Genomic DNA, 25,481 nt, shown 5'->3' on the forward strand with positions numbered 1-25,481 from the left:
GATTTTAGCTGTGTCCTACTTCAACGTCTTAAAAATAAACAATTCTTATAAATTCTTCAACCAGCCATCAGCCAGGTTAATCCAGCTAGCTGCTTGAGAGTTGCTTTGACTGTGGTCCTTTTTACTATCAGTTCTCCAATCAGCTAAAGCCAGCCCATGCTTGCCCTTTTCATATATGTGTAATTCAAAGGGAATGTTTTTTCGCCTTAGAGCAGTTGCATAAGCCAATGAATTTTCAACAGGTACTATGGGATCTTGCATTGTGCACCATATAAAACTTGGCGGAGTATCCTTAGATACGTGGTTTAGAGGGGAAACCTGATTTAGTTCTTCAAAAGTAGCTCTTTTACTGCCGGTTATTGCTAGAGCAACCCGATCATCATTATTTGTAGTAGCGTACGGAGTAAAATCTAATACAGCATATGCCAAAATTACAGCATTTGGTCGGTATAAACTACTTTTCTTCTTAGTCAGTTTTTTCAACCAATCTTCATTCCAGTAAACACTGAGTAACCCTGCAAGATTTCCTCCTGCTGAAAAGCCAAGCAAATAAATAGAATCAGGATCAATAGACCACGCTGAGCTATTCTCACGCAAAATAGAAATCGAAAGAGCAAGCTCCACTAAAGGAGTGGGAAACGCAGATACAGGTTCTTGCGGTAGATTGTCATTTTTTTGATAAGCAGCAAGTCCCTCTGTAGAGTAATAAACTATACAGCAATCATATCCCTTTGCAAAAAATTCCATTGCGATCGGTTCTGCTTCTCTATCAGAGGTCCACATATAGCCGCCACCTGGGCAAATAACAATTGTGGAGTACTTCCTGTTAGGCTTAATCTCGGGACTAGGTTCATGTAAATAAAAAACTGCTTTAGCTGTTTTATTACCAATCTTTTTCTCAAAATACTGCATAATATTCCTTCTTTCTGTGAATTAATAGAGAAGCTATTCGATAGACAATTTTTTAAATAACTTGGGTGATTGGATTTTTATTTTTTTTTGCTTGAACATGACTTTCGATAATATCTTCTCCTGAGCTAACAACTCCACTAGTTCTTCGAATGTGTATTTCTGAGAATAGATCAGAATTTGTAATGATAACAGGTATAATCAAGTCAAAGCCCTCCTCCTCAATGGCTTTTTTATTGAACTCTTCAAGTAGATCTCCCTGTCTAATTCGCTGAGAATTCTTAACTTTTGCCTCAAAGTATTTTCCGTTCAAATTTACGGTATCTAATCCTATGTGAATTAAAAGTTCAACTCCACTGTCAGATCTCAGTCCGATAGCATGCTGTGTTGGGAAAACAGAAACGACTTCTCCGTCAAAGGGGGCATATATTTTTCCTTTGTGAGGATAAATAGCCACTCCTTTACCTAGTGCACCGCTTGAAAATAGATCATCATTGATTTTTTCTAGAGGTCTGATTTCTCCATCAACAGGTGAAACCACATTCCCATCTTTCAGATTACTTACTAGTTGGGGGACTTTTTCGGCAGAATATTCTGAATTTTTGCTTTCAACACCTTTAACAAATAACAATCCCAAAATTAGTGCAATGCCGAAGGCAACGATTGATGAGATTACAATTCCAACAAAACCAGCATCTGCACCTGATTTGGGATTTAAAAATCCTGGGAATCCGAATATTCCACCTATTCCACCAGGTATAAAAACTTTTGACCCAGCAAGCCCAGTAATTGCCCCACCTATCGCCGATCCTACCGAACCCACAATAAAAGCTTTTTTATGTGGAATAGTAACACCATAGAGAATAGGCTCTGTGATTCCAAAAAATCCTGAAAGGGTTGCTGCAAATGACAACTCTCTAAATTTATGGTCTTTTGACTTTAATGCGAGTGCAAGAGAGGCCCCTACTTGTCCGAAGACAGTACAAAATGTTAAAGGTAAAATAGGATCAAATCCTTTTGAAGCAATATTGTTAATCGCAATAGTAATAAATGCCCAGTGTAAACCGACGACTACAACTAACTGCCAAATACCTCCAAGTATAAAGCCTGAAATAACAGGTGCTATTCCATAAAGCCACAATATGCTATTTGCTAACTGATTACTTAATAGAGTCACCAAAGGACCTATGACTATAAAAGTGACTGGGATAACGATAACTAAACTGAATAAGGGGACAAAGATGAACTGAAGAGATTTGGGTATAATTCTTTTTAATACTTTAATAATGAGAGAGAGTAACCATATAGCTGCGATAATAGGTACAAGAGTTTGAGAATAATTCATTAAAATGACTGGTATATTTAAAAAATTAATACTTTTACCAGCGGCAAAAGCAGCGATTAGTGTTGGATATTCGATAGCACCACCTATCGTGGCCCCCAAGTATGGGTTCACTTTGAAAGTGTTTGCGGCGGAAAAACCCAGAATAATTGGCATAAAATAAAACATCGAGTTTGCAGCTGCAAATAGTATCATATATGTCCCAGATGTTTCGCTCATTAGTTTAGTCGAGGTTAAGAGTATAAGCGTACCTCTTAAAACCCCAGAAGCTGCTAGAACACCTAGCACAGGCATGAATAACGATGAGATAAAGTTTACGATGGAATTCCAAATACTTTTATCTTTAGATGAATTTTCGGTTGCCTTTTCTAAATCAGAAGTTCTACGCTCTAAAAGAGGTATTATCAAATTGTAAATATCATCGACTTTATCACCTATTACAACCTGATATTGACCGGCGCTTTTCATTACTGTCATGACACCATCTAGATTTTTTATTTTTTCGGTGTTTGCTACGCTTTCGTCCTTTAATTTAAAACGTAAACGAGTAACGCAGTGGATGAGGCTGTTGACATTTTCTTTTCCACCAACATTTTCCAGAATTTTTTTGCTAAAGTTTTGTCATCCATGGTTAAATCCTCCTAGTTTATTGACTATTATTAGGGCATCGCTAAGGCAGCTGAGCAATTGTAATTGTGAAGTAGCGGCCCAGTTCACGGATAATGGGATCCTTTTTTCGAGATCAAATGCAAAAATCTTAGAATTATTGCGGTTAACGTTTAGCGAACTCAGGTCTAAGGCGGTATTTGTAGGAAGATAAATTAGACAATTATTCTTATAAAAGGCAGCTCTGATTTTTGTTGTTTTTGGTGTACTAAGGTCTAAAGGTGTACTAGCCATAGGAAAATATTTTTCAATGACCTTTTTAACAATCTGAAGATCACTTGCACCAGGAAAATGAAGTGCATCGTGCCAATCAAAGGGGGTATCAAAACCTTCTCCAATGGATAGTCCAAAATCAGCTCCGGCATGATGCCAACTCCAAATTCCATGCGCACCATATGTCACACCAGCATCAGCGCCTGATAGAACGGAGCTGAAAACAGCCTGACGAACATCTTTTTGTGAATAACGCCCATATTGATTGCGGCTATAGCTAATCTGTTCATAGCAAGGTTCGGTATTGACGATCGGTTTAGTCAAACCTGCTCTTCGTTTAGAAAACGGAATAGTATAGGCCGTACTTTGTCCAGCACTATTATGTCCTGACTGGTAGCTGAAAAAGTCTGAAGCTTCTGAAAATTCTTCTGGAATTTCTTCAAGCCGTCCTTTTATATGGAATGAACGAAGTGCCTGCGAATCGTTTTTTTTCAATACATCTAGTACTGTACGGTAATAAGCAATAGTGTTTGAAGTTGGGAAATCGGTATCGCCGCTGACAAAATAGATAGGTTCGTATTTTTTAAAGCGTTTGACAGCATAAGTTACATAATTTTCTAAAAACTCAGCTGGAAAAAGATTATTTTTTGCGATCTTAGCTGCCCAAGTATCAGGAACATAGTTTGACCATAATAAAGCAAGGACGGGAATCATATTTCTTTTTTGCATTTCGTGTAGCATTGGACAAGCATGATCAAAATAGCTTTCGTTTATTTTGGAATAGTCAAAGATATAACTTCCATCATCTTTAAACGTAACATCAAATGGATAAAGCTGTTGCGAACAGCTACTGGCGTCCCACTGCTGCAGAATATTGATTTGAATGGCATTAAATCCCTGTATTTTTCTGAAATCTAGGTAATAATTCCAGTCGGAGGCAGTAATGTTTGTAAAAGCACTCCAACACGTATCAGCTAAATAGAAAAAGGGCTTACCATCTTTTAAAAATCTTCCATTTTTGACTTGTAGCACTAAACTCACCTCATTGTTCATAATATTAACAACATAAATCGTTAGTCGACTAAGCCTTAAAGCAATTAATGAATGCGCTTTCTTTAATCAACTAGAATTTAGCACAATAAAAATCTGCTTTCAACATTAATTTACTAAAATAGAACTAGAATAAAAAACAAAATTATAATGATTCTCTCTCAATAAACTTAGTGGCTATTAAAATTTTTTGTGGTTCCTAATTGTTTTGAAATACTTGGTTTTGTAGCTGCAGAATAGCTTGATCGACTATTTGGTCGATTTGAACGTGAACTGTTGTGAGTTCAGGAGTGACCAATGTGCCAGCGTAGATATCATCAAATCCTACAATTGAGAGATCCTCTGGAATGCTGAGCTTTTCTTTAAGAAGTCCCTTAATTAAACGAATTGCAATATAATCATCTTCACAAAACAATACTTCTGGAAGTTTGGCACGCAGGATCTGTGTTAACTCATCCTTTTCTGGCAGAATTTTAGTTGGCGAAATAGTATAAAAATTGGCGGGATCAACATTTATTTTTGCTTCTTTTAAGGCATCGTAAAAACCCCGTTGCCTTTCCTGAAAGTTGGAGATCCATTGATTAGAGGCAGCGTAGCCGATTCTTGTAAAACCTCGCTTGGTAAGTTCCTTGCCAACCATATAACCACCTTGATAATTATCCATAGTTACAAAATTGGCTGCAATTTGTGGAAAGTATGTGTCCACAAAAACAACATTCTTGATACTTTTATTTAAGAAAATGACATCTTCGCTATTGAGATCTGTTCCCAAAACCAAGGTTGGACCAAGCTGCTTTTTTTTGTCCAGACTAATAACATCTTCCTTAAGTTCATCAAGCTGCAAAGAATTGATCTTTAGCGTGCCGCCAAAGCTACTGACCCTCTTTGATAATGCAGATATCAAATTGTCAAAAAAGGGAAGTGAACGGTAGTTTTCATTGATTAGTCCACTTGTTTTATTGACCACTAGTAAGTTTATTTCAGCTAAGTGGCGGTTGAGACCTTTTTTACTTTTTCTTAGAGGCTGATAACCGTACTTATTGATAACTTCGAAAATCTTTTCGCGTTTTTCTTGACTTATCCCAGGTTTGTTATTAAGTGCGATTGAAACAGATGAACGAGAAACATGCGCTAAACGAGCGATGTCTTCCATTTTTAAAGTCATTTAACATTCCTCCATTTAAATATTTTCTAGAATAAAACTAGAATAATATATTGATTTATCAAAACTATTGTCTGCGCTTACATTGAATGATAGCATATTTTTTGAAAAAGCGTTTACAAAAAATGGGAGATGTTGTTATGACAGATAAAATTAAGCTTGGTTTTGCTCCAACACGCCGCAACATTTTTAGCGCAGATTCTGCTATCGATTTTGCAAATCGGACGCGTCAAAAGTTGAATGAACTTGAAATTGACTATGTTGATATCACGAATATTAATGATGACGGATTACTGTACGATGAAGCAGGCCGAAAACAGATCAGCGCTAAGTTCAAGGCCGAAAATATAGATGGTTTATTTTTACCGCATTGTAATTTTGGAACAGAGTATGAATGTGCCCGGTTGGCTAAGGATTTGAATGTGCCAGTTTTACTATGGGGACCGGATAAGGAGGGACCAAATGAGGAAGGAATACGCTTACGGGATGCACAATGCGGGTTATTCGCGACGGGAAAAGTTTTGCGGCGATTTAATGTTCCATTCACTTATATCAAAAACAGTGATGTCAACAGTGCAGATTTTAAACGAGGAGTGCAAGACTTTGTTCGAGTATGCAATGTTGTTAAGGTTTTTCGGCATACGAGAATTTTACAGATTGGGCCACGGCCGTTTGATTTCTGGACGACAATGGTCAACGAGGGCGAATTGCTAGAGAAATTCAACATCCAACTTTCGCCAATTCCGCTGACTGAACTGGTTCAAGAATTTAAGAGGGTATCAAAGAAACAAACGGAAAAAGTTGAAGCAGTTGTTCAGAAAATTGAAAAGGCAGCTCAAATCGAAGTTGACAAGCAGGATTTGGAAAAAATTGCCGTTCTTAAGATCGCATTACGAAATCTTTGTGAGCAGTACTCATGTAACGCTGGTGCAATTCAGTGTTGGACAGCATTGCAAGATGAAATTGGTATTTTGCCTTATGCAGCAGAAGCGTTTTTACAGGATGAAGGTTTGCCGATCACGTGCGAAACTGATATTCACGGAGCAATTTCGATTTTAATTAATGAGGCTGCAACGTTAGGTGAACAGCGTGCATTATTCGCTGACTGGACAGTCCGTCATCCACAAAATAAGAATGCAGAATTGTTACAGCATTTAGGTGTTTTTCCGCTTTCAATTGCGGGTACTAAACCGATATTGCCCCGAGAACATTTTGTTTTTAAATATCCGGGGTCAGTTTCTTTTGAAGCTCAAATGGGTGATCTGACAATGTGCCGTTTTGATGGAGATCATGGTGAATATTCATTGCTTTTAGGAAATGCTAAATGTGTTCCAGGACCATATAATCAAGGTTCGTACGTCTGGGTTGAAGTTCAAAATCTGAATAGATTGGAACAAAAGCTGGTCTATGGACCCTATATTCACCATGTCGCGGGAGTTTACGCTGACGTCGTTCCAATTATTGCAGAGGCTTGCAAATATATAGGAATTAAGGCTGATTTCTATGATCGTGAAATGACTGAGAGAGTAGAGGATTATTGGGCAGGTAATCTGGAATCTGTATTTCCAGAAATAGGAGGTTCTCAAAATGAATGAAAAAGAACTGACAAAGAAAGCTTATGAATTGCGCAAGGATATTTGGAAGTTGATTTATGAGTCAAAGACGGGGCATACTGGATCGTCATTTTCTTGTATTGATATCTTAACTGCGCTTTATTATGATGTTTTGAAGCAAACCCCTGAGACTTTTGGACAAACCGAAGCGGATAGCTATATTCAAAGCAAAGGACACGCTGTTGAGGCACTGTTTGCAGTTTTAAGTGATCGCGGCTATTTTCCTAAAGAAGATTTAGCTAATTACTCAGGTTTTAAGACTCAGTATATTGGTCACCCCACTAACAAGGTCAATGGCATAGAAATGAATACGGGTTCCTTAGGCCATGGATTAGGTATTGGTGTCGGAATCGCTTTAGCAGCAAAACAAGATCATTTGGCGAAACAAGTGTATGTGTTAATGGGTGATGGTGAACAGGCTGAAGGTTCTGTTTGGGAAGCAGCAATGGCAGCTGGAAATTACAGATTAAATAATCTAACAGCAATTATTGATCATAATGGCTTGCAAATTAGTGGTGCAACCAAGGATGTAATGAACTCAGAGCCGCTTGCAGCCAAGTATGAAGCATTTGGTTTTGACGTTAAAACAGTTTCAGGTAATGATCCTGCAGCTATCAGTCGGATTTTACGCACAAAAAGTGCTGAATCTAAGCCGCAATTAGTTATTGCACAGACGGTAAAGGGCAAGGGAATCAGTTTCATGGAAAATCAGGCCAATTGGCACCACAAGGTACCTAGTAAAGAACAGTATGAACAAGGGCTTGCTGAATTGAATTCTAGATTGGAGGAACTCTAAAATGGAAACAAAAACTGCAATTACGGCAAACGAAGTTATCTGTAATACCTTGCAAGAGATAGCACAGAACAATCCGCAATTGCTGGTTCTAACCAGTGATTCTCGCGGATCAGCATCACTTACTCAATTCATTACCCGATATCCAGAAAGATCAGTTGAACTGGGAATTGCCGAGCAGAATCTGGTTTCGGTAGCAGCAGGTTTGGCACGTGCGGGCAAAAGGCCATTTGTTTTTTCACCAGCTGCTTTTTTGACAATGAGAAGTATTGAACAGGTCAAAGTTGATGTTGCTTATTCAAATACAAACGTAAAATTGATTGGGATAAGTGGAGGAAACAGTTATAGCAATCTAGGAAGTTCACATCACTCATTGCAGGATCTCGCTATTACGACTGCAATTCCTAATTTGGAGGTTTATACTCCAGCGGATCGTTTTGAGACTATGGCATTATTTGAATATTTGGCCACTTCTTCCAGCCCAGCCTATGTACGTGTGGGAAAACGAAAGCTGCCTGATTGCTATCATGAACCATGGGAGAACTTTCAACCTGGGCGAGCTAAGGTCATAAGGCAAGGTCATGATGTGTGTTTGATCAGTGCGGGGGAAACGTTATATTCTACAATTGAAGCAGCAAAACTGCTTGAAGATCAAGGAATCAGCACATGTGTAGTTGATTTGGTTTCTATCAAGCCGCTGGACACACAATTGCTGCATAAACTAAGCGAGATTTTTAAGCGAATCGTAACTATTGAAGAGCATTCAATAATCGGTGGACTCGGAGCGAGAGTAGCGACAATTACGGCACAACATACTGGAACTTGTCAACGGATATTTGGATTTCCAGATGAATCAGCAATTTCAGGACCACAAGCTGAGGTCTTTGACTATTATGGTTTGAGTTCAACTAAAATTGCACAAAATGTGCGTTCATTTCTAAAAGATTGAAGGTGGCACAATGTCACAGTATGTTTTGGTTATTGATCAAAGTACACAGGCTACGAAGTTGTTATTGCTAACACGCCAAGGACAGATCAAATATCGCGCTAGTCTAGGACATCGTCAAATTATTGATGAAAACGGTTGGATTAGCCACTCGTTAACAGAAATAAAGAGCAACATTAATCTGTTAGTAAAGAAAATGCTTCAAAAAATTTCAGCGAAAACAATCACTGCAGTTGCGATAACTAATCAACGTGAGACTGCTGCTGCATGGAGCAAAAGTACTGGAGAACAGCTTGAAAATGCAGTTGTATGGCAGTGCTCTAGGGCAAAAGAGATTGTTGAACAACTGGCAGTGAAAAGAGGTTTTAAAGAAGAAGTCAAGAAAAAAACTGGACTGCCTCTGTCTGCTTACTTTACGGCTGCTAAATTTTCGTGGTTATTAAAAAAATCTGCAAATGTGAAAACGCATTTAGTCAATGACGATCTTTGTATTGGAACCATTGATTCGTGGCTTTTATATCAATTGACCGCCGGCAGATCTTTTAAAACAGAATCATCAAATGCATCACGCACCCAGTTGCTTAATCTACGGACACAGCAATGGGATCCTGAGCTATGCCGGAAATTTGAAGTGCCTTTAGGAGCACTGCCTGAAATCGTAGACTCTGATTCGCTATTTGGCATGACGGATTTTGGAGGCCTTTTACCGCAACCGATCCCAATTCGAAGTATGTTAGGTGACTCACAAGCTGCATTACTTGCGCATGATTGTCAAAAAACAGGTGCCTTGAAAGCGACATTTGGAACTGGATCCTCGGTAATGCTAAGTTTAGGTGAAACATTACATTTTTCTGCGGCTTCTCCTTTGAATGCTTCAGTGGGTTGGCGCAGGAAGGGGAAAACGACGTATGTTTTAGAAGGAAACATTAATTATACTGGAGCAATTGTTAGTTGGATGCAGCATGATTTGAGATTGATAACAGATCCTAAAGAAACAGCTAGCGCTGCTTATGCAGCTAATAAGAACGATCGAACAATTTTGCTGCCAGCTTTCAGTGGAATGGGTACGCTTTATGCGAATCTAAAATGCAAAGCAGCTTTTTTCAATATGAAACGTATAACAGGCAGATCTGAGCTGATTCGAGCAGCATTGAACACTGTTGCATATCAAATAAACGATGTTATCCTGCAGTTTCAAAAGGAGGGGATCGAACTGCAGAATGTACTTCATGTTGATGGTGGGATGATTGATAATTATTATTTGATGCAATTCTTAAGCAATCTTACGCAAAAAGAAGTTGTGCTAGCTCCTCTCAAGGAACTCAGTGCTTGGGGAACAGCTTTAAACAGCGGCTTTTTCACTGCGGATACTTTTCGCAGGCAAACAATGTCTCACAGCTATATACCACAAATATCAGGGGTGGAAAGTCAGCAACTTGTTCGGGGTTGGAACGAGGTGATCCAACTCGCAAGTGATTATTAAGGTCAGCTCTTCGTGTTTTTCAGTTTTGCGTTATGAATATTGTCCCACTAGGCGGCCTTTTTTACGTACAAGTTAACCTCCGCTAGAGTAATTTAATCCGTGATTAATACGCAAACGTTGTCTTTTGACACATTCTCTCTTGAAATATTAAAAGTACATGGTATTATAATGTGTAAAGCTTTAATATGACGGCTACGATGAGAAGAGTAGCAACAGGTCGTTCTTGGAAAGAGAGCTGTTGATTGGTGAAAGGCAGTAAGAACGATGGTTGTGAAGATGAGCTCAGAGCATTAGGTACGTGAAAGCGATCCCTACGTTAAGACGCGTTACTGTCTCAAACTTGAGTTACCATTAATTGGTTAAAGAGTTGTTGAGGTAATTGCTGAAAAGTGATTGCGAATTCGGGTGGTACCGCGCGTTATACGTCCCTGCAGATTTTCTGCAGGGACTTTTTGTTTTTCAAATTCTTAGATTGGAGTTGAATAGATTAATGGCTAAAGATGATGTTGAGATCAATAAAGACGGTACTATTCGTGGACTTTCCAACTTAGCAGTGCAAATGATTGCCTTTGGAGGTTCAATTGGAACCGGCTTGTTTTTAGGTGCTGGCAGCACTATTCATCGAACAGGTCCATCGATTTTATTTGTTTATTTGATTATAGGCATTTTTTTCTTTCTGATGATGCGGGCAATTGGAGAAATGATGTACAAGGATCCAGAACAGCACACTTTTGTTTCTTTCATCGGTAAGTATGTCAGCCCTCGCTTTGGGTATTTTGCTGCTTGGAGTTATTGGTTAGAACTTATTTTGGCGGGGATGGCTGAATTAACTGCCATTTCAACCTATGTAAAATTCTGGTTTCCAAGTATACCGGCTTGGGTAATCCAAGTGATCTTTTTGCTGGTTTTGACTTCTCTTAACCTCGCGGTAGTCAGTTCTTTTGGAAAATCAGAAATATTTTTATCTGGCATTAAAATATTGACAATTATTGCTTTAGTTGCTATTGGCATTTATTTAGTTACAACAAATCATAGAAATCCGGCGGGAACTCAAGCGTCTTGGGGGAATATTTTCAGTGATTTTGCGATGTTTCCTAATGGTGTGCATCAATTCATCAATGCTTTTCCCATGGTATTCTTTGCTTTTCAGGGGATGGAGTTTGTTGGTATTACAACAGCAGAGACAAAACAGCCACGAAAGGTATTGCCCCGCGCAGTCAATCAGATTATTGGCAGGATCTTGCTTTTCTATATCGGATCATTGCTGATTATTATGGCAATTACACCATGGAATACGCTGAATCCAGACGAGAGTCCATTCGTACAGATCTTCAAGTTAGCCGGACTGCCAGCAGCTTCTCAGGTCATTAATTTGGTCGTCATCACGGCGGCATGTTCAACCCTAAATAGTGCGATTTTCTCAACTGGACGTCATTTATACCAACTAGCTGAGGAATCACCATCAAAAAAGATGTCGTTTTTTACCAAAGTCTCTAAAACAGGTATTCCAATTACCAGTGTGCTTTTTTCAGCATTAATGATGATCTTGGCGCCAATCATTAGCTCATTTAATTCTCTTGGAGTTGCTTTTTCATTTATTGCGTCAGTTTCAAGCGATATCTACATTCTTGTATGTATTCTGACAATGATTGCCCATTATAAGTATCGTCGTTCAAATGATTTTAAACTGGATGGATTTAAAATGCCGCAATATCATTGGACAAATCCATTGACAATTGTTTTCTTTCTTGCCATTTTTGCGAGCCTGTTTTTTAACCAATCCTCACTTTTACCTGCAATAGGTGCATTGATTTGGGCAATTGGATTTAATGTGCTGCTTGCATACCATCAGAAAAAAATAGGTGCTCTAAATTCGCGTGATCCTTTATAGAAGGAGGTTTTAGAATGAGTTTAATAGATTTGAAAAATGAACTGAGTTACCACAGACTAAAAGATCGTTACCTTGATTTGCCAGCGACTGGCGCGACTGTTAATGAGGCCGCAGAAGTGCTGCATGTTGATCCAGATGCTATCGCCAAATCACTAGTACTAAATGTCAATCAGCAGCCAATTGTAATTGTACTTAGCGACAATGCTCGTTTAGATAATCATCGCTTTAAAGATGAGTTTCAAATACGTCCCAGATTACTTTCGCCTAACGCAGTGCAAAGGGAAACCGGATATCCAGTTGGAGGCGTAAATCCGATCGGATTAGAGAATGACTTACCAGTTTACTTTGATACTTCTTTGAAGGGACTTGAATGGTTGTACCCAGCTGCTGGTGATGAATATCATGCGTTGAAGCTAACCTTGGATGAGTTATCTGAATTGAGCCACCCAGTTCGTTGGGTGGCAGTCAGCAAATAGGGAACCACATCGTGACAGTGAGAAAATAGAGCTAATTTTCAACTAGCTGTTAAAGCGCAACCAGTTCAGAAATTGATGTAAAAACTATAATAACAAAAGTAGTTTCTATGTTCTTGAGGACATCAAGTATATAAAGAAACTGCTTTTTTAATGTTTTCAGAGTTTATACTAAAAAATTTGTAATACAACCTAGCTGCAATACAAATAGATCAACCGATTGGTTGTTTAATTAAGGCTAGGTTTTGAGTATTTCTTGTGTTAAAAAATTTTTAGTTGTTTTAATTTTATATTTGTGAATATCATGGAAATATGGTTATGTATAATGAAATAAAAGATGTCAAAATTACGCTGAATAGGCAGTTAATAGTGTTTCAAATCAATGTGGCGCAGGCTATGCCACCTGGTTGAATATATTTTTAAGTAGGACAAGAGACGAAAAATCATACAGGGTAACCTTAAGCTTAAATCGAGGATAACATGGAAAGAGAAAGACATTCTATATATTACTTACTAGTTTACGGAGGATTTTCAGAGTTGTTTTTTTAATCACTTGCCGCAAATATCTGTCCCATTAGGCATAGGATATACGGGAATTTTGGTTCAACATATTGGCCCTGATTATGCTTATATAATCAATAACCTTCTAGTTATTCTCATTGTATATCTAGTTTATGGACTTCCCAAACCAAAGAAAAGGTAATGAATAATCTTGAGTTAAGTGAAAGTGGCATAATAAGTATGGATAGGGAGATGTAGATAAAAGTGGATTTTAAATTATGTTCATTATATTTATGTGTTTATGATATGGAACGCGCAGTTAATTTTTATGAAAAGCTGTTGGAAATGAAAGTTTACAAGTTTGATACTATTTACAGTATTTTTGTAATAGATAATTTTCGAATGGGGTTGTTTGCTTTTGAAAAGGTTAATGAAACCCATATTTTAGGGACAAATTGTGTACCGAGTCTTTCTGTACCAGACCTGAAGAGCCTTAAGAATAAACTATCTTATCAGAAAATATGTTTTCCTCTAAAACAAATAAATAAGAACTGGGTTGCTGAAATCGAAGACTCAGAAGGAAATCGAATTGAACTGACTGCGCCTGTTAAGAATTAAAAAGTTTGTCTGACAGCGAGAGTTACTCAAACTATAAAATTGATGATCCGCCGTAAGATCTAAGTGATAGGAGGGAGAATAATGGCTGTTTCGCTGGCGATGATAGTAAGGTGCCGTACCTAATGTGAATAATTGGTACGGTACAATTTCAGATATTAATTGTTCGCATTTTCATAGGTCAATCAAATAGTTAGGAGACTTATTATGCGAAATAGTACATTTTTGACTAAGGTTTGGTTCACACAAACCCTTTCTTTTTGTGGAAGTGTTACCTTAACATTCGGAACTGGTATTTGGATATATGAACAAATACATCAGGCTTTAGGGGTAGCACTGGGGACAACACTTTTATACTTGCCAGCAGTACTACTTTCAAAGACAGTTAGTCGCTACGAAAAGATTTATCCACCTGAAGAAATTCTATTAGTAACTAACGTCGGAAGTTTAGTCCTCTGGGTTACATTATGTATGGCAATACAGGTATTGAAGGATGAACTTCCGCTTATCTATGCGGCGTTGTTTATTGGTGGAGGGTTCAGAGCTTTTCAAGTTCCAGCAATGTCCTTGTTAATAAGAAAGTATAGCCCGTTAAAACTTTTACAGCACAATATTGGTCTATTTTCTCTCGGAAATGCAGGTGTAAATATTGTTGGTCCGGGTATGGGTATTTTATTGTTACAAGTTAATGGCGTTAGAGCACTGCTACTGTTTAACATTGTGAGTTACCCTTTGATAATTATTATCCTATGTAATTTTTTCAGAAACAATTGCCCCAAAATTAACGGCATTACACAATTAACGTGGAAAAAGCCGCAGAGCACTATTCAAAAAAATATCCGCAAATTTTTATATTGCTAATTGCTACGGGAATCATGAGTTTATTTTCAAATCTTACTTATGAAAGCATCCTTTCACCAATGATTCTATCTCGTAGTGGAAATGATCAATTTATTTTGCTTTTAGTCAATACACTTTTAGGAATCGGAAGTATCGTGGGTGGCATTATCATGATGAGCAGATGGTTTTCCTTTAAAAAAACAGAAGCAGCCTTTTATTTTTTTGCTGGTGTTTCTTTTCTTTTAGGTGATGGCTTGATGACCTTCATGGTTTTACTAAAATAACTTCTGTTCTCACAAAGGTTTAAAAAATGTGTTTGTCTGTTTTTAAAACGTCAAACACGCACAAAAACGCAGATAAATCAGTCAAATTGGCAAGAAAATGCATCCTTCTCTAGTAGAATGATAGAATACTGGTAACAATATGAGAGAGGGGATAGAATGATTCAGCAAAAAAGGCTTCTTCTTATAAAAGAAATGCTGCAGGAAAAAGATGAGCTGACTACTAAATATTTGGCAAAGTATTTTAATGTTTCTGCAGATACAGTCAGAAGAGATATTCTAAAACTTGTTTCATCAGGGCAAGGAATTAGATTTCACGGTGGAATAATGACAATGGATTTAAACGGGGTCCCCGGATACAAGACTAGGTCACACATAAAGTCCTCGATAAAATCAGACATGGCTCAACTCGCAGCTCGTCTTGTATCCACAAGAGGACTCTACTTTATTGGAACATCTACAACACTTGTTCAACTATGCGGCCTTTTGGAAGAAAAAAATATAACAGTTATCACAAATTCAATTGATAATGCTTTGGAACTATCTAAGAATATGTTACCAAGAGTAGAATTGCTGGGTGGTCGTTTGGATAAGGGCAATCGGTATACTTATTCATTGGAAATGCTGACCCAATTGGCATCATTCACATTTGATACAGTTTTTATAGGAACCTCAGGGGTGTTTAAAGATGGTATTTTTGTCGTCGATAAGGATGATGCTTCTATTTTGAAAAAAGCCGTACAACGTGCAAGAAGAGTTATCATGATTGCGGAACAATACAAATTCGACTCAAATAAGTCGTCACCCTATAAGGTTGCTGACTGTTCGGAGATAGATGTGATCATCACTGACAATAAGCTGGATAATGAGCATAGAAAATGGTTTAAACCGAACATTAAAATAAAAGATATTTTGGAGGGTTGATGATGATAAGACATATTTTTCTTGATATGGATAATACTTTGTTGGATTCTCATGGTGAAATAAAAGAAAAAACAGCTGTTTTTCTTAGAAAAATTCAGATTCCAGTTACGTTAGTTTCTGCTAGAGCTCCGCTGGAGATGGACTTTGCAATAAGGAAGTTGAAGTTAACGGGTTCACAGGTTTCATTTAATGGCGGGTTGATATTCGATCCTAATTCGGAAGGAAAGGATAGTGTTTTTGCGATGCCGCTTGAATACACAGATGTTTACGCGGTTTTAAATAAGATCGGAGTGAATCAACCTGGAATCTCAATCAGTTGGTATACTAGAACAGGATGGTATGCAACAAAAAATGATAAAGGCACACAATTTGAATCGAATTTAACTGGTTTTCAACCAACTATTTTGAAAACGCTACCTACAAATAGTTCAAAAGGTGATCCGATTTATAAAATAATGATTATCTGTTTCGCTGAGGATAAGATGCAAGAGACAGAACAGAAAGTTAATGAATTAGGACTTAATGGCGTCTGTGCAAGATTTTCTGGGAAAACATACTTGGAAATAACTAATGCCAACTCAATTAAAAGTAATGCTATTGCGTATATTCAGTCTAGCCGAGGATTAAGAAGGGACGAACTTGCGGCTTTTGGGGATGGACAAAATGATATTGAAATGTTCAAAGCTGTCGGTACTCCAATAGCAATGAGGAATGCATCGGCTGCGGTCAAAAAACATGCCAAGTTTGTCACTTCATCTAACGATCAAGATGGTGTGATGTATGGAATCAAAAACTATCTTCTCTAATGTGAATTATAGATAGTGTTGTAGAATCGAAAAGTATAGCTTGCTAGCAGTATTCGGAAGCATGCAGGAATGGTTTCTTTAGTTTTCGGTTCTTTGTTTTAAAACTGGAAGCTCATGGGAGTTTAAATATTGATATTCATGTTATAATGAAAGCGTATATAGTTTGAATAGAAAGGAGATTTTTATTATGTATACAATAAAATTAAAAGTATCTTCTTTTGACACGACTTTTTGGGACGATAAGGGCAAGTACTACTTGACTGGGACAACGAGCAGTTCAGAAAAATATAAGGGCGGTATTAGGTTTAATATTCGCAAGACAAACATCAGTGACTTGGTAAGAACATCAAGCATAGATTTTACGAATGACCCCAATGATAACGCGGTATTTGACGGTAATGACAGTGACAAGGTGAAGCTTCTTTTTGCATGATTTAGCTAGATAAACAGTATTAACTGATAAAAAGCGTAGAGCTATATTTTCTAGCTCTGCGCTTCTTGTAGCTGATGTCAGAAATTGCTAACATCATGGTCTTCTTACTATGCTGTAGTTGGAATCTGAGACAACAATTGCTTCACTGTTGCTGATAGGAATCAACTTTAGTTTGTTTCTGTATGTCTTAAAAGTTGTTTGAACAGTTTCTGTGAAAGGCTCTTCTATATAATGCGGTAGAGTGTAGAAGTCGACAACATCTAAAGCAGTATAGTTCGTGAGTTTAGGTGCTGCAGTGGGAGTGTCCATAATCTTATTGTACTCAATATCTGGTGCTAAGATAATTGCCCCTGCAGATTCACCAATATAGGGCAGACCACTATTGATCTTTTCACGAATGGGCAGCAGTAAATGTTTATCCTTAAGTTCTTGGAGCAGGTAAAATGTATTGCCGCCAGCTATAAATAAGATTTCTGCACTTGCTATTTTGGAAAGAGCTGCAGTTTTACTGCCTTGAGCAATATCAAATTCTTCAATAGTAAATCCTAACTTTTCTAAAGTTTCCTTGCCCTCATCAATATAGCCAGTATATTCTTCCACGTTACTTGCAGTGGGGATGTAAAGGACTTTTTTGGAAGTTATGGAATTAGCAGCAGCAAATTGTGTGAAAATTTCTGTGGTCCCTGCGAAATATGATGTTAAAAAGATTTTTTTCATGAGGCACCTAACCTTCTTTTTTACATAGCATAACGGCAAAAAAACTATTTAGCAACATAATATTATCTCTAACTTATTGATTAAAAAATATTGAAAATAATGTTGCTGGAGAGAAATTCAGGTTGGTAAATTAAAACAGAATTTTGGCAAGCAGCAACTTGCTTTTACTGGTAGAATTAAAGTGGTTTATGCAAATATTTCAACAGCCTTTTTGGAAAAAGTTAACTGGCATGCGAATAAAAGCAGTGATTTGTTTTAAAACTAAAATAATGGTGGGGGAACTATGGATAATATGGATGAGAATGGGACAGTGAAAAAATATAGAATATCACGACGGCATCATATGACAATACACTGGAAAGATTTTATTGTTAACGATAATATTCTTGTTAAAGATGCTAGTTTGAAAGAGCGTACTTCGATTGTGGGACGTGTGGGTATCTTGATGCTTTCCTGTGGAACTGGTGCTTGGCGGGTCCGTGAAGCTATGAATAAGGTTTCGCGCGCACTTAAGTTAACTTGTTCGGCAGATATCGGATTGATTTCTTTGGAATTTACATGTTTTGATGATGAGCGAAGCTGTACACAAGTACTGTCACTTCCTAATACTGGTGTTAACACCGATAAGTTGAATGACATGGAACATTTTGTAAATAATTTTGAAACAGTATCCATTTCCTTAACAGTCAAGCAAGTGCACCTGGCACTGGATAATATTCAAAGGAAAACTGGCAATTACTCACCGTTAATTGCTGGGTTGGCCGCGGCTTTGGCATGCAGTTCCTTTATTTTTCTGCTTGGTGGCGGGATTTCTGAGATGATTTGTTCATTTGTGGGTGCAGGTATCGGTAATTGGACACGCAGCAAAATGAATGCGAGACATGTCACAACACTTATCAGCATTGCTGTAAGTGTGGCGATTGCTTGTCTGGCATATTTATGCATATTTACTTTTTTTAAAACTTTTTTTCAAATACTCGTGCAGCATGAAGCTGGCTATATTGGAGCAATGTTATTTGTAATCCCAGGGTTTCCATTTATTACCAGTATACTTGATATTTCAAAGCTGGACATGCGTTCAGGATTAGAACGGCTGGCGTATGCAATCATGGTTACCTTGGTAGCAGCATTGATTGGCTGGCTTGTAGCCTTGATGGTTCACCTCAGGCCAGGGAATTTTTTAACGCTCGGTTTATCACCTTTGATGATTCTACTGCTTAGAATTCCGGCTAGTTTTTGTGGGGTCTTTGGTTTTTCAATTATGTTTAACAGTTCACCCAAAATGGCGACTGCCGCGGGATGTATTGGCGCAGTAGCTAATACATTGAGGCTGGAGTTAGTGGATCTGACGGCAATCCCTCCAAGTGCCGCAGCCTTTGTAGGTGCGCTGGTAGCAGGTTTGATTGCTTCAGTCATCAATCATTATAATGGTTATCCGCGGATATCACTGACAGTTCCTTCAATCGTCATAATGGTACCGGGACTGTATATATACCGTGCAGTCTACAACATCGGTTCTAATGCGATCGGTGTTGGGGCTCTTTGGCTGACCAAGGCAATTATGATTATTATTTTCCTCCCGCTAGGCCTTTTTGTGGCGCGCGTACTGCTGGACAAAGACTGGCGGCATTTTAACTGAGCAACAAGGGGATTTACTGTCAATAATTGATAGACAGGATTTTATTGCATTCAAAGATACTTACGTTTGAAAGCAAGGAAGCTAATTAAGAGAGTACTTTTTATAGGGCCTGCCGACATTTAAGTAGACGGCTCAACTAGGTAACTGGTAGCAGTGAGTAACATGGGTATCGGAAAATAAGTAACTAAAAAAGCAAAAGTAATTGACAATTTATTGAAAACAAGACATAATGGCAATTGTAAAATTGAATATGAATCTTCGGGGCAGGGTGTGATTCCCGACCGACGGTAACAAGCTTAGAGCTTGAAGTCCGTGACCCGCTTATAGCGGTGGATCTAGTGAGAGTCTAGAACCGACAGTTAAAGTCTGGATGGGAGAAGAAAAAAGCAATGATAGTTTATTTAAGTTGCTTTGATGAATACTGTTTTATATCGAGAAAGTACCAAGGAAACAGTATATCTTAGACTATGGATAAGATAATTCCTAATGCCCCGCATTTGCGGGGCATTTTTTTTATTTAAAGGAGGGTGAGCAGTTATCAAATCGGCTGAATTTTTTATGAAAATGGCTCTAACGGAAGCCAAGAAGGGCAGGTATCTGACTTATACGAATCCTATGGTTGGTGCAGTCATTGTAAAAGAAGATCGGATTATCGGATCGGGGCATCACTTGGGATTTGGCTATGAGCATGCGGAAATAAATGCTTTTAATAATGTTTCCGCGCAAGAAAGCATTAGCGGGGCGACGATGTTTGTTACTTTGGAACCATGTTCTCATTTTGGCAAGACCCCTCCATGCTGTCGTGAAATCGTTAGAAGAGGCGTGAAAGAAATCTATATCGCCCAAGAAGATCCTAACCCGTTAGTCGCCGGTCATGGAATCAAATATTTAAAAGAGCATGGTGTGGAGGTTCATGTAGGGGCAGTAGAGAAGACGGCGCGCGAGTTGAATGAGTTTTACAACTTTTTCTACCAAAATAAACGGCCCTTCATCACATTGAAAGTTGCCCAGACTTTGGACGGACGAATCAGCTTAGCACGATCCCACAGGACCTATCTGACTGATGAGACAGTTTTTGAGAATGTGCAAAGGCTGCGGGCGGATTATCAAGCAATCGTAGTCGGAAGTGGCACAGTTCTTGCAGATGATCCGTTGTTGACAGTTAGAAGCATGAAATTAAAGTATCCACCAGTCCGTGTTGTTTTGGATAGAAGCGGAAGAACTACGAGTAAGTATAAGATTATGAATGATGATGCAGCAACATGGATATTCACAGAAAATGAAAAGATGATAGCGCGCTTTGCGACCAGCTCAGTCAAGGTATTTTTCAAGTCTAAATGGACGCTTAAAAAAATTGTGCAGCAGCTAGCTCAGCAAGGAATACAATCCTTGCTAGTTGAGGGTGGGGCAAGAATTCAGGATGCTTTTTTAGATGTTCCATTAATGCAGCAACTTATTGTCTATCAAATTAATCAATTAGCTGGTGGAAATAGCTTGTCAGCATTTCAGTCTGAACGTGCTGCCCACAGCTTGTTAGAGTTAAAGTTGACAGAAAGAAAACAGGTCGGAAATGCATTAAGGATTTCATTAAGGAGGTAAAAAATGTTTACCGGAATCATTGAAGATATCGGCACCGTGCAGAACATTGAGCAGAAACGAGAAACGATTCGTTTGAGTATTGCCGCTAAAAAAATGAATTTATGTGCTAGTCAAATAGGTGCCAGTATTGCTGTGAATGGGGTTTGCCTGACAATTACTGCCAAAGAAGCAGCTGGGTTTACAGCTGATGTTATGCCGGAAACTTTTCGGGTTACTAGTCTGGGTCAGCTGGTGACGGGTGATCTTGTGAATCTGGAGAGGGCTGTTCCTGTTAATGGGCGTTTTGATGGCCACTTTGTTTTGGGACATGTTGATCAGACAACGAGTGTTTTGCGACGGTACCAGGAGCAGACCGCGTTAATAATGGTGTTCAAAATGCCTCCTGCATTGCAGAAACAGATAGTTACTAAGGGTTCGATTGCGATTGATGGAATCAGTTTAACGATCATCCATGCAGATAAACGTGAATTTAAGGTGGGATTGATTCCCCATTCTCAGCAGGAAGCGACATTGGCGGGTAAAAGAATCGGTGCCGTTGTAAACTTGGAGACTGATGTCTTGGCAAAATATATTGAAAGACAAATGCAAACAAGCAAATTTTAAGTGGGGTGTTAATAATTATGAATAATAGGCTAGTAAAAAAAGCGATCAATGACTTAAAAAAGGGGAAACTTATTTTAGTAGTTGATGACCAGGAACGAGAAGCAGAAGGTGATTTTGTCGGGTTAGCGGAATTCGCAACCGGAGCAACACTTAACATGATGGTTACTCATGGACGCGGACTCGTATGTGCTCCTATGGCACGGAATGTTGCAGAACATTTAGAGCTGGACCTGATGACTGCGCATAACACAGAGAGTTTTAAAACGGCGTTTACGATTAGTGTGGATCACAAGACCACTAGCACTGGCATCTCGCATTTGACAGAGCCAAGACTATCCAAGCTTTATGCGATCCCAAGGCTAAAGCAACAGATTTTGAGCACCCGGGGCATATTTTCCCGTTGATCGCTGAAAAAGGCGGTGTGCTGAAACGGCAAGGTCATACAGAAGCAGCAGTTGATTTGGCATTAATGGCCGATAGCAAGCCTGTTGCTTACATTTGTGAAACCTTGAATCTTGATGGGACGATGGCAAGATTGCCGCAGTTAAAACAATTAGCTCAACAACTAGATTTGACATTGATCACTATCCAAGAAATAATCGCTTATCGTTACAGTCTTAACGAAAATGCAGTTACTGCAATCGATCCAGTGAAGATGCCAACAAAAGAAGGAAATTTTTCTTTAACGGGCTACGTTTCGACTACTGATGATCAGACACAACTATTGCTGAGCAAGGGTGAACTTTCGTCTGAGCAGCCATTACTTTTGCGGGTACATTCCGAGTGCTTTACTGGTGATATTTTGGGCTCGAAGCGCTGTGATTGCGGTGAACAGCTGCACAAGGCAATGAAAAAGATTCAAAAAGAAGGCAGAGGAGCTGTTTTGTATTTGCGCCAGGAAGGTCGTGGTATTGGACTTCTGAATAAACTCAAGGCTTATAAACTGCAAGAGATTGGGTATGACACATATGATGCTAATGTTAAGCTGGGATTTGAGCCCGATGAACGGGATTATGGTATCGCAGCAGCCATTCTTCACGATCAGAAAATCAAAAGAGTTCGCCTAATGACCAATAATCCGGCAAAGGTTAAGGCTTTGGCGGATTATGGTATTGAAGTTGTAGAACAGGTACCGCTCGAAACTGAACCACAAGCTGAAAATATAAAGTATTTGAGAACCAAGAAAGATAAGTTTCATCATGAACTGCATTTAATTTAGAAAAGGAGTTAAGATTATGACAACATATGTTGGAAATTTAACAGTTAAGAAGGCAAAGGTCGCAATCGTTGTAGCACGTTTTAATGAATTAGTAACAAACAAGCTATTAGGGGGAGCCTTAGATGCCTTGACCCGGCACGGAGTTTCTAAAGATGATATTGATATAGTTTGGGTTCCAGGAGCTTTTGAAATACCCGCTATTGTCAAATTGCTTGATGAATCAAGTAAATATGAGGGAATTATAACTTTAGGAGCAGTTGTTCGTGGTGAAACCAGTCACTATGATTATGTCTGCAATGAAGTCTCAAAGGGTATTGGAACACTGGCATTGACGGGTAGAACACCGCTTGTTTTTGGTGTTTTGACGACTGAAACAATTGAACAGGCTTTGCAGCGAGCAGGTGGAAAAGCCGGAAATAAGGGTAGCGAGGTTGCTAATGATATCCTTGAATTGATAAATCTCAGAAAACAATTGCGCTAACTTTAAAGTTTGTCACTGGTCTAAATATTTGTGAGAATAAGTTTTCTTAAAATCTTTGCAAAAAAATTGTGAATGGCAATAATTAGATATACTATTGTGGATGTTTCTGTTTTAGAAAACCAACATTATAACCTGGCTAATCAGCTGCTGGTAAGACGGTTGGGGTGTTTACGATGACAGAATAAAGTTTATGTGCTTTTGAGCAGTGCAACGGTGTACAAGATGACAACGGCATCGGAGGTATGTTATTTTTAAAGAACACTCAATAGGGGAGAAGGTTAATAATGGCATTTTTGGAATTAAAAGACATTCACAAGTCTTATTATCTAGGCAAAGAAGAATTTCCAGTTTTAAAAGGTATTGATCTTGGATTTGACAAAGGCGAGTTCGTTTCCATTTTAGGAGAATCTGGTGGTGGAAAGTCAACGCTGATGAACATTATTGGCGGTCTGGATCGTGACTTTGCTGGATCGGTTGCAGTTAATGGCGAAGTTCTTGATCATAAACAAGAAAAAAGGCTTGACCTTTATCGACGCAAGACAATCGGCTATATTTTTCAGAGTTTTAACCTGATTAATTATCAAACTAATTTGGAAAATGTCATGACAAGTTTGAATATGACAGCTATCGGGTGCAGAGCGCAAAAAACGTGCAGTTGAACTGTTGGATCAAGTTGGATTAAAGGAACATATAAATAAATATCCAAATCAGTTATCCGGCGGGCAAAAGCAGCGTGTCGCAATTGCGCGTGCACTGGCATCATCACCAGACATCATTATTGCAGATGAACCTACTGGTGCACTTGATGCTGTTAATACAAAAGACGTTTTAGAAATTTTAGAAAGTATAGCCAAAGATGGAAAACTTGTAATTGTTGTAACGCATTCACAAGAGGTGGCCGATTATGGGACACGTATCCTCCATATGTCAGATGGAAAGATCGATGAAGAGAAAACATTGAAGGATAAGTTTCCAAACAAAGAACAGTCAGAGGAAGTTGTTTCCAAACCATTAGCTGCGCGCACAATTTGGAATATGGCTTTTGATCACGTGCGCTTTAACAAGTTGCGCAATTTCTTGATTACATTGGGTTCCGCGATTGGGATTTTCTCTGTTATCTTATTTTTAGGTTTGGGTAACGGCATAAAGGGCTATATCAACGACCAAGTAAATCAACTGGCCAATCCGAAGTACCCGACAGTAATGAAAAATGTAACGACTGACAATAAAGCTTCGAATAATGAACGGTTACAGGAAACAATGCAAAAAATGGCAACCGATTATAAGGCAACAACGCTGTCGGCTAAGTCTTTGGAAAAAATTGATAAGATTGCCCACGTGAATGATGTTGTCAAGGGCTACCAGTTCAATAATGCTTCATTTACTCATAATAAGACCAGTGTACAGGGCTCGCAATTGCAGACTTGGACACCTGCAATCTCCAGTAAAACGATTAAAGCAGGTCATAAACCTGGTAAAAATGAAATAGTTATTGATAAAACATTTGCCCAAAAGATTGATAGCAATTGGAAATCAGTTGTTGGTAAAAAAGTAACGCTCAAATATATGGCCTTCAATGGCGAAAATATGCCGGTCCAAGTTACCGATACGTTAAAGGTAGCGGGAGTTGCTGAAGGCGGTCAGGCAGGAGCAATATTCAGCACCGACTATCAGACTACGAAAGCTGCGCTTGATAAAGCAGGAGCTATTACGGAAGCTAACATGGCATCAATTGCAGTCGATAAAGCAGAAAATGTTAAATCAGTTGTGAAAAAGGTAAATGCAATAAAAATTGATGGTAAACGTGCTTTTGTAGGAATATCCATAGGAGATGTCTTGGATACAATTAACACGATTACAAGTTTAGCATCGTATGTACTAGCAGCGATTGCAGGTATTTCACTGATTGTATCAGCAATTATGATTATCGTGACGACTTACATGTCTGTTTCAGAACGAACCAAAGAGATCGGTGTGCTACGAGCATTAGGTGCACGAGCTAAAGACATTCGTAAGTTATTCACGAGTGAGAGCTTGATGATCGGAATGATTTCAGCGGTAGTAGGACTGGTAGCAGCATATGTCGGACAGTTTTTGATGAATATGGCACTTCATGGATTAATCAAATATGACATAGTGCAAATCTCAGTTGGAAATGTCATTTTCGCGATTATTATCAGTCTAGTTATTGCACTAGTGGCAAGCTTTGTGCCATCTAGAAAGGCAGCCAAACTAAATACGATTGATGCATTGGCAGCAGACTAGAAAATAACGCTGTTTTC

The 25,481-nt window shown here is 38.6% G+C and carries 21 protein-coding genes, 2 pseudogenes and 1 riboswitch; of the genes and pseudogenes, 18 read left to right on the forward strand and 5 right to left on the reverse strand.

Annotated elements, in window-relative coordinates; translation table 11 throughout:
• Positions 1 to 45: 45 nt before the first annotated feature.
• The 4 genes from JCM15457_RS09340 to JCM15457_RS09355 form a co-directional block, all read right to left on the reverse strand.
• Positions 46 to 912 (reverse strand): alpha/beta hydrolase, encoded by an 867-nt coding sequence (locus tag JCM15457_RS09340; protein WP_034989578.1) that lies wholly within the window; start codon positions 910 to 912, stop codon positions 46 to 48.
• A 52-nt stretch (positions 913 to 964) separates the two neighbouring features.
• Positions 965 to 2,812, reverse strand: coding sequence for a beta-glucoside-specific PTS transporter subunit IIABC (locus JCM15457_RS09345; RefSeq protein WP_235725671.1), 1,848 nt, complete (start codon positions 2,810 to 2,812; stop codon positions 965 to 967).
• 60 nt (positions 2,813 to 2,872) lie between these two features.
• Positions 2,873 to 4,162 (reverse strand): glycoside hydrolase family 140 protein, encoded by a 1,290-nt coding sequence (locus JCM15457_RS09350; RefSeq protein ID WP_034989579.1) that lies wholly within the window; start codon positions 4,160 to 4,162, stop codon positions 2,873 to 2,875.
• A 217-nt stretch (positions 4,163 to 4,379) separates the two neighbouring features.
• A complete protein-coding gene (locus JCM15457_RS09355; protein WP_051993433.1) occupies positions 4,380 to 5,345 on the reverse strand; it encodes a LacI family DNA-binding transcriptional regulator in 966 nt (321 codons plus the stop codon).
• A 137-nt stretch (positions 5,346 to 5,482) separates the two neighbouring features.
• Here JCM15457_RS09355 and JCM15457_RS09360 point away from each other — a divergent pair, with 137 nt between their 5' ends.
• The 12 genes from JCM15457_RS09360 (at position 5,483) to JCM15457_RS09410 (ending at position 16,941) form a co-directional block, all read left to right on the forward strand.
• Complete coding sequence (locus JCM15457_RS09360; RefSeq protein ID WP_034989580.1) at positions 5,483 to 6,937, forward strand: L-fucose/L-arabinose isomerase family protein; 1,455 nt, start codon at positions 5,483 to 5,485, stop codon at positions 6,935 to 6,937.
• Positions 6,930 to 7,751 carry a transketolase gene (locus JCM15457_RS09365; protein WP_034989581.1) on the forward strand — a complete coding sequence of 274 codons (822 nt, stop codon included), beginning with the start codon at positions 6,930 to 6,932 and terminating at the stop codon, positions 7,749 to 7,751. The genes JCM15457_RS09360 and JCM15457_RS09365 overlap by 8 nt, the downstream gene beginning before the upstream one ends.
• A 1-nt stretch (position 7,752) precedes the next feature.
• Positions 7,753 to 8,697 carry a transketolase family protein gene (locus JCM15457_RS09370; protein WP_034989583.1) on the forward strand — a complete coding sequence of 315 codons (945 nt, stop codon included), beginning with the start codon at positions 7,753 to 7,755 and terminating at the stop codon, positions 8,695 to 8,697.
• 10 nt (positions 8,698 to 8,707) lie between these two features.
• Positions 8,708 to 10,177 carry an FGGY family carbohydrate kinase gene (locus JCM15457_RS09375; RefSeq protein ID WP_034989585.1) on the forward strand — a complete coding sequence of 490 codons (1,470 nt, stop codon included), beginning with the start codon at positions 8,708 to 8,710 and terminating at the stop codon, positions 10,175 to 10,177.
• 490 nt (positions 10,178 to 10,667) lie between these two features.
• Positions 10,668 to 12,068, forward strand: a complete 1,401-nt coding sequence (locus tag JCM15457_RS09380; RefSeq protein WP_034989586.1) for an amino acid permease — start codon at positions 10,668 to 10,670, stop codon at positions 12,066 to 12,068.
• 14 nt (positions 12,069 to 12,082) lie between these two features.
• On the forward strand, positions 12,083 to 12,544 hold the full coding sequence (locus tag JCM15457_RS09385; RefSeq protein ID WP_034989588.1) for a YbaK/EbsC family protein: 462 nt from the start codon (positions 12,083 to 12,085) through the stop codon (positions 12,542 to 12,544).
• Positions 12,545 to 13,306: 762 nt separating this feature from the next.
• Complete coding sequence (locus JCM15457_RS09390; RefSeq protein ID WP_034989590.1) at positions 13,307 to 13,660, forward strand: VOC family protein; 354 nt, start codon at positions 13,307 to 13,309, stop codon at positions 13,658 to 13,660.
• A gap of 204 nt (positions 13,661 to 13,864) precedes the next feature.
• Positions 13,865 to 14,518 (forward strand): MFS transporter, encoded by a 654-nt coding sequence (locus tag JCM15457_RS09395; protein ID WP_051993434.1) that lies wholly within the window; start codon positions 13,865 to 13,867, stop codon positions 14,516 to 14,518.
• A 59-nt stretch (positions 14,519 to 14,577) separates the two neighbouring features.
• Positions 14,578 to 14,781, forward strand: coding sequence for a hypothetical protein (locus JCM15457_RS11750; protein ID WP_152537310.1), 204 nt, complete (start codon positions 14,578 to 14,580; stop codon positions 14,779 to 14,781).
• Positions 14,782 to 14,937: 156 nt separating this feature from the next.
• The gene (locus JCM15457_RS09400) at positions 14,938 to 15,702 is read left to right on the forward strand and encodes a DeoR/GlpR family DNA-binding transcription regulator (protein ID WP_034989593.1); all 765 of its coding nucleotides are present in this window, start codon (positions 14,938 to 14,940) and stop codon (positions 15,700 to 15,702) included.
• Positions 15,703 to 15,704: 2 nt separating this feature from the next.
• The gene (locus tag JCM15457_RS09405) at positions 15,705 to 16,508 is read left to right on the forward strand and encodes a Cof-type HAD-IIB family hydrolase (RefSeq protein ID WP_034989594.1); all 804 of its coding nucleotides are present in this window, start codon (positions 15,705 to 15,707) and stop codon (positions 16,506 to 16,508) included.
• A gap of 187 nt (positions 16,509 to 16,695) precedes the next feature.
• On the forward strand, positions 16,696 to 16,941 hold the full coding sequence (locus tag JCM15457_RS09410) for a hypothetical protein (protein ID WP_034989596.1): 246 nt from the start codon (positions 16,696 to 16,698) through the stop codon (positions 16,939 to 16,941).
• A 93-nt stretch (positions 16,942 to 17,034) separates the two neighbouring features.
• On the opposite strand, the gene JCM15457_RS09415 is transcribed toward JCM15457_RS09410, so the two are convergent.
• Entirely contained in the window at positions 17,035 to 17,658 is a 624-nt protein-coding gene (locus tag JCM15457_RS09415) for a Type 1 glutamine amidotransferase-like domain-containing protein (protein WP_034989598.1), read from the reverse strand.
• Between the two features lie 283 nt (positions 17,659 to 17,941).
• Here JCM15457_RS09415 and JCM15457_RS09420 point away from each other — a divergent pair, with 283 nt between their 5' ends.
• The 6 genes and pseudogenes from JCM15457_RS09420 to JCM15457_RS09445 all read left to right on the forward strand — a co-directional run bounded on the left by JCM15457_RS09420 (position 17,942) and on the right by JCM15457_RS09445 (position 25,464).
• On the forward strand, positions 17,942 to 19,297 hold the full coding sequence (locus tag JCM15457_RS09420; protein ID WP_034989599.1) for a threonine/serine exporter family protein: 1,356 nt from the start codon (positions 17,942 to 17,944) through the stop codon (positions 19,295 to 19,297).
• Positions 19,298 to 19,547: 250 nt separating this feature from the next.
• A riboswitch (FMN riboswitch) is annotated at positions 19,548 to 19,683 on the forward strand.
• A 151-nt stretch (positions 19,684 to 19,834) separates the two neighbouring features.
• Positions 19,835 to 20,896, forward strand: coding sequence for a bifunctional diaminohydroxyphosphoribosylaminopyrimidine deaminase/5-amino-6-(5-phosphoribosylamino)uracil reductase RibD (gene ribD / locus JCM15457_RS09425; protein ID WP_268870131.1), 1,062 nt, complete (start codon positions 19,835 to 19,837; stop codon positions 20,894 to 20,896).
• Positions 20,897 to 20,899: 3 nt separating this feature from the next.
• Positions 20,900 to 21,499 (forward strand): riboflavin synthase, encoded by a 600-nt coding sequence (locus JCM15457_RS09430; RefSeq protein WP_051993437.1) that lies wholly within the window; start codon positions 20,900 to 20,902, stop codon positions 21,497 to 21,499.
• 17 nt (positions 21,500 to 21,516) lie between these two features.
• A pseudogene (ribA, locus tag JCM15457_RS09435) lies at positions 21,517 to 22,718 on the forward strand (GTP cyclohydrolase II).
• Positions 22,719 to 22,734: 16 nt separating this feature from the next.
• Positions 22,735 to 23,199, forward strand: coding sequence for a 6,7-dimethyl-8-ribityllumazine synthase (gene ribH, locus JCM15457_RS09440; RefSeq protein ID WP_034989602.1), 465 nt, complete (start codon positions 22,735 to 22,737; stop codon positions 23,197 to 23,199).
• Between the two features lie 284 nt (positions 23,200 to 23,483).
• A pseudogene (locus JCM15457_RS09445) lies at positions 23,484 to 25,464 on the forward strand (ABC transporter ATP-binding protein/permease).
• Positions 25,465 to 25,481 lie beyond the last annotated feature (17 nt).

This window comes from Liquorilactobacillus sucicola DSM 21376 = JCM 15457, assembly GCF_000612445.1.
GTDB lineage: Bacteria > Bacillota > Bacilli > Lactobacillales > Lactobacillaceae > Liquorilactobacillus > Liquorilactobacillus sucicola.

Coding starts and splice junctions, on each gene's coding strand:
- JCM15457_RS09420 (WP_034989599.1), top strand. CDS start 17,942: ATGGATAATATGGATGAGAATGGGACAGTGAAAAAATATAGAATATCA.
- JCM15457_RS11750 (WP_152537310.1), top strand. CDS start 14,578: ATGATTCTATCTCGTAGTGGAAATGATCAATTTATTTTGCTTTTAGTC.
- JCM15457_RS09405 (WP_034989594.1), top strand. CDS start 15,705: ATGATAAGACATATTTTTCTTGATATGGATAATACTTTGTTGGATTCT.
- JCM15457_RS09400 (WP_034989593.1), top strand. CDS start 14,938: ATGATTCAGCAAAAAAGGCTTCTTCTTATAAAAGAAATGCTGCAGGAA.
- JCM15457_RS09430 (WP_051993437.1), top strand. CDS start 20,900: ATGTTTACCGGAATCATTGAAGATATCGGCACCGTGCAGAACATTGAG.
- ribH (WP_034989602.1), top strand. CDS start 22,735: ATGACAACATATGTTGGAAATTTAACAGTTAAGAAGGCAAAGGTCGCA.
- JCM15457_RS09370 (WP_034989583.1), top strand. CDS start 7,753: ATGGAAACAAAAACTGCAATTACGGCAAACGAAGTTATCTGTAATACC.
- JCM15457_RS09385 (WP_034989588.1), top strand. CDS start 12,083: ATGAGTTTAATAGATTTGAAAAATGAACTGAGTTACCACAGACTAAAA.
- JCM15457_RS09410 (WP_034989596.1), top strand. CDS start 16,696: ATGTATACAATAAAATTAAAAGTATCTTCTTTTGACACGACTTTTTGG.
- JCM15457_RS09380 (WP_034989586.1), top strand. CDS start 10,668: ATGGCTAAAGATGATGTTGAGATCAATAAAGACGGTACTATTCGTGGA.
- JCM15457_RS09365 (WP_034989581.1), top strand. CDS start 6,930: ATGAATGAAAAAGAACTGACAAAGAAAGCTTATGAATTGCGCAAGGAT.
- JCM15457_RS09355 (WP_051993433.1), bottom strand. CDS start 5,345: ATGACTTTAAAAATGGAAGACATCGCTCGTTTAGCGCATGTTTCTCGT.
- JCM15457_RS09340 (WP_034989578.1), bottom strand. CDS start 912: ATGCAGTATTTTGAGAAAAAGATTGGTAATAAAACAGCTAAAGCAGTT.
- JCM15457_RS09395 (WP_051993434.1), top strand. CDS start 13,865: ATGCGAAATAGTACATTTTTGACTAAGGTTTGGTTCACACAAACCCTT.
- JCM15457_RS09415 (WP_034989598.1), bottom strand. CDS start 17,658: ATGAAAAAAATCTTTTTAACATCATATTTCGCAGGGACCACAGAAATT.
- JCM15457_RS09360 (WP_034989580.1), top strand. CDS start 5,483: ATGACAGATAAAATTAAGCTTGGTTTTGCTCCAACACGCCGCAACATT.
- JCM15457_RS09375 (WP_034989585.1), top strand. CDS start 8,708: ATGTCACAGTATGTTTTGGTTATTGATCAAAGTACACAGGCTACGAAG.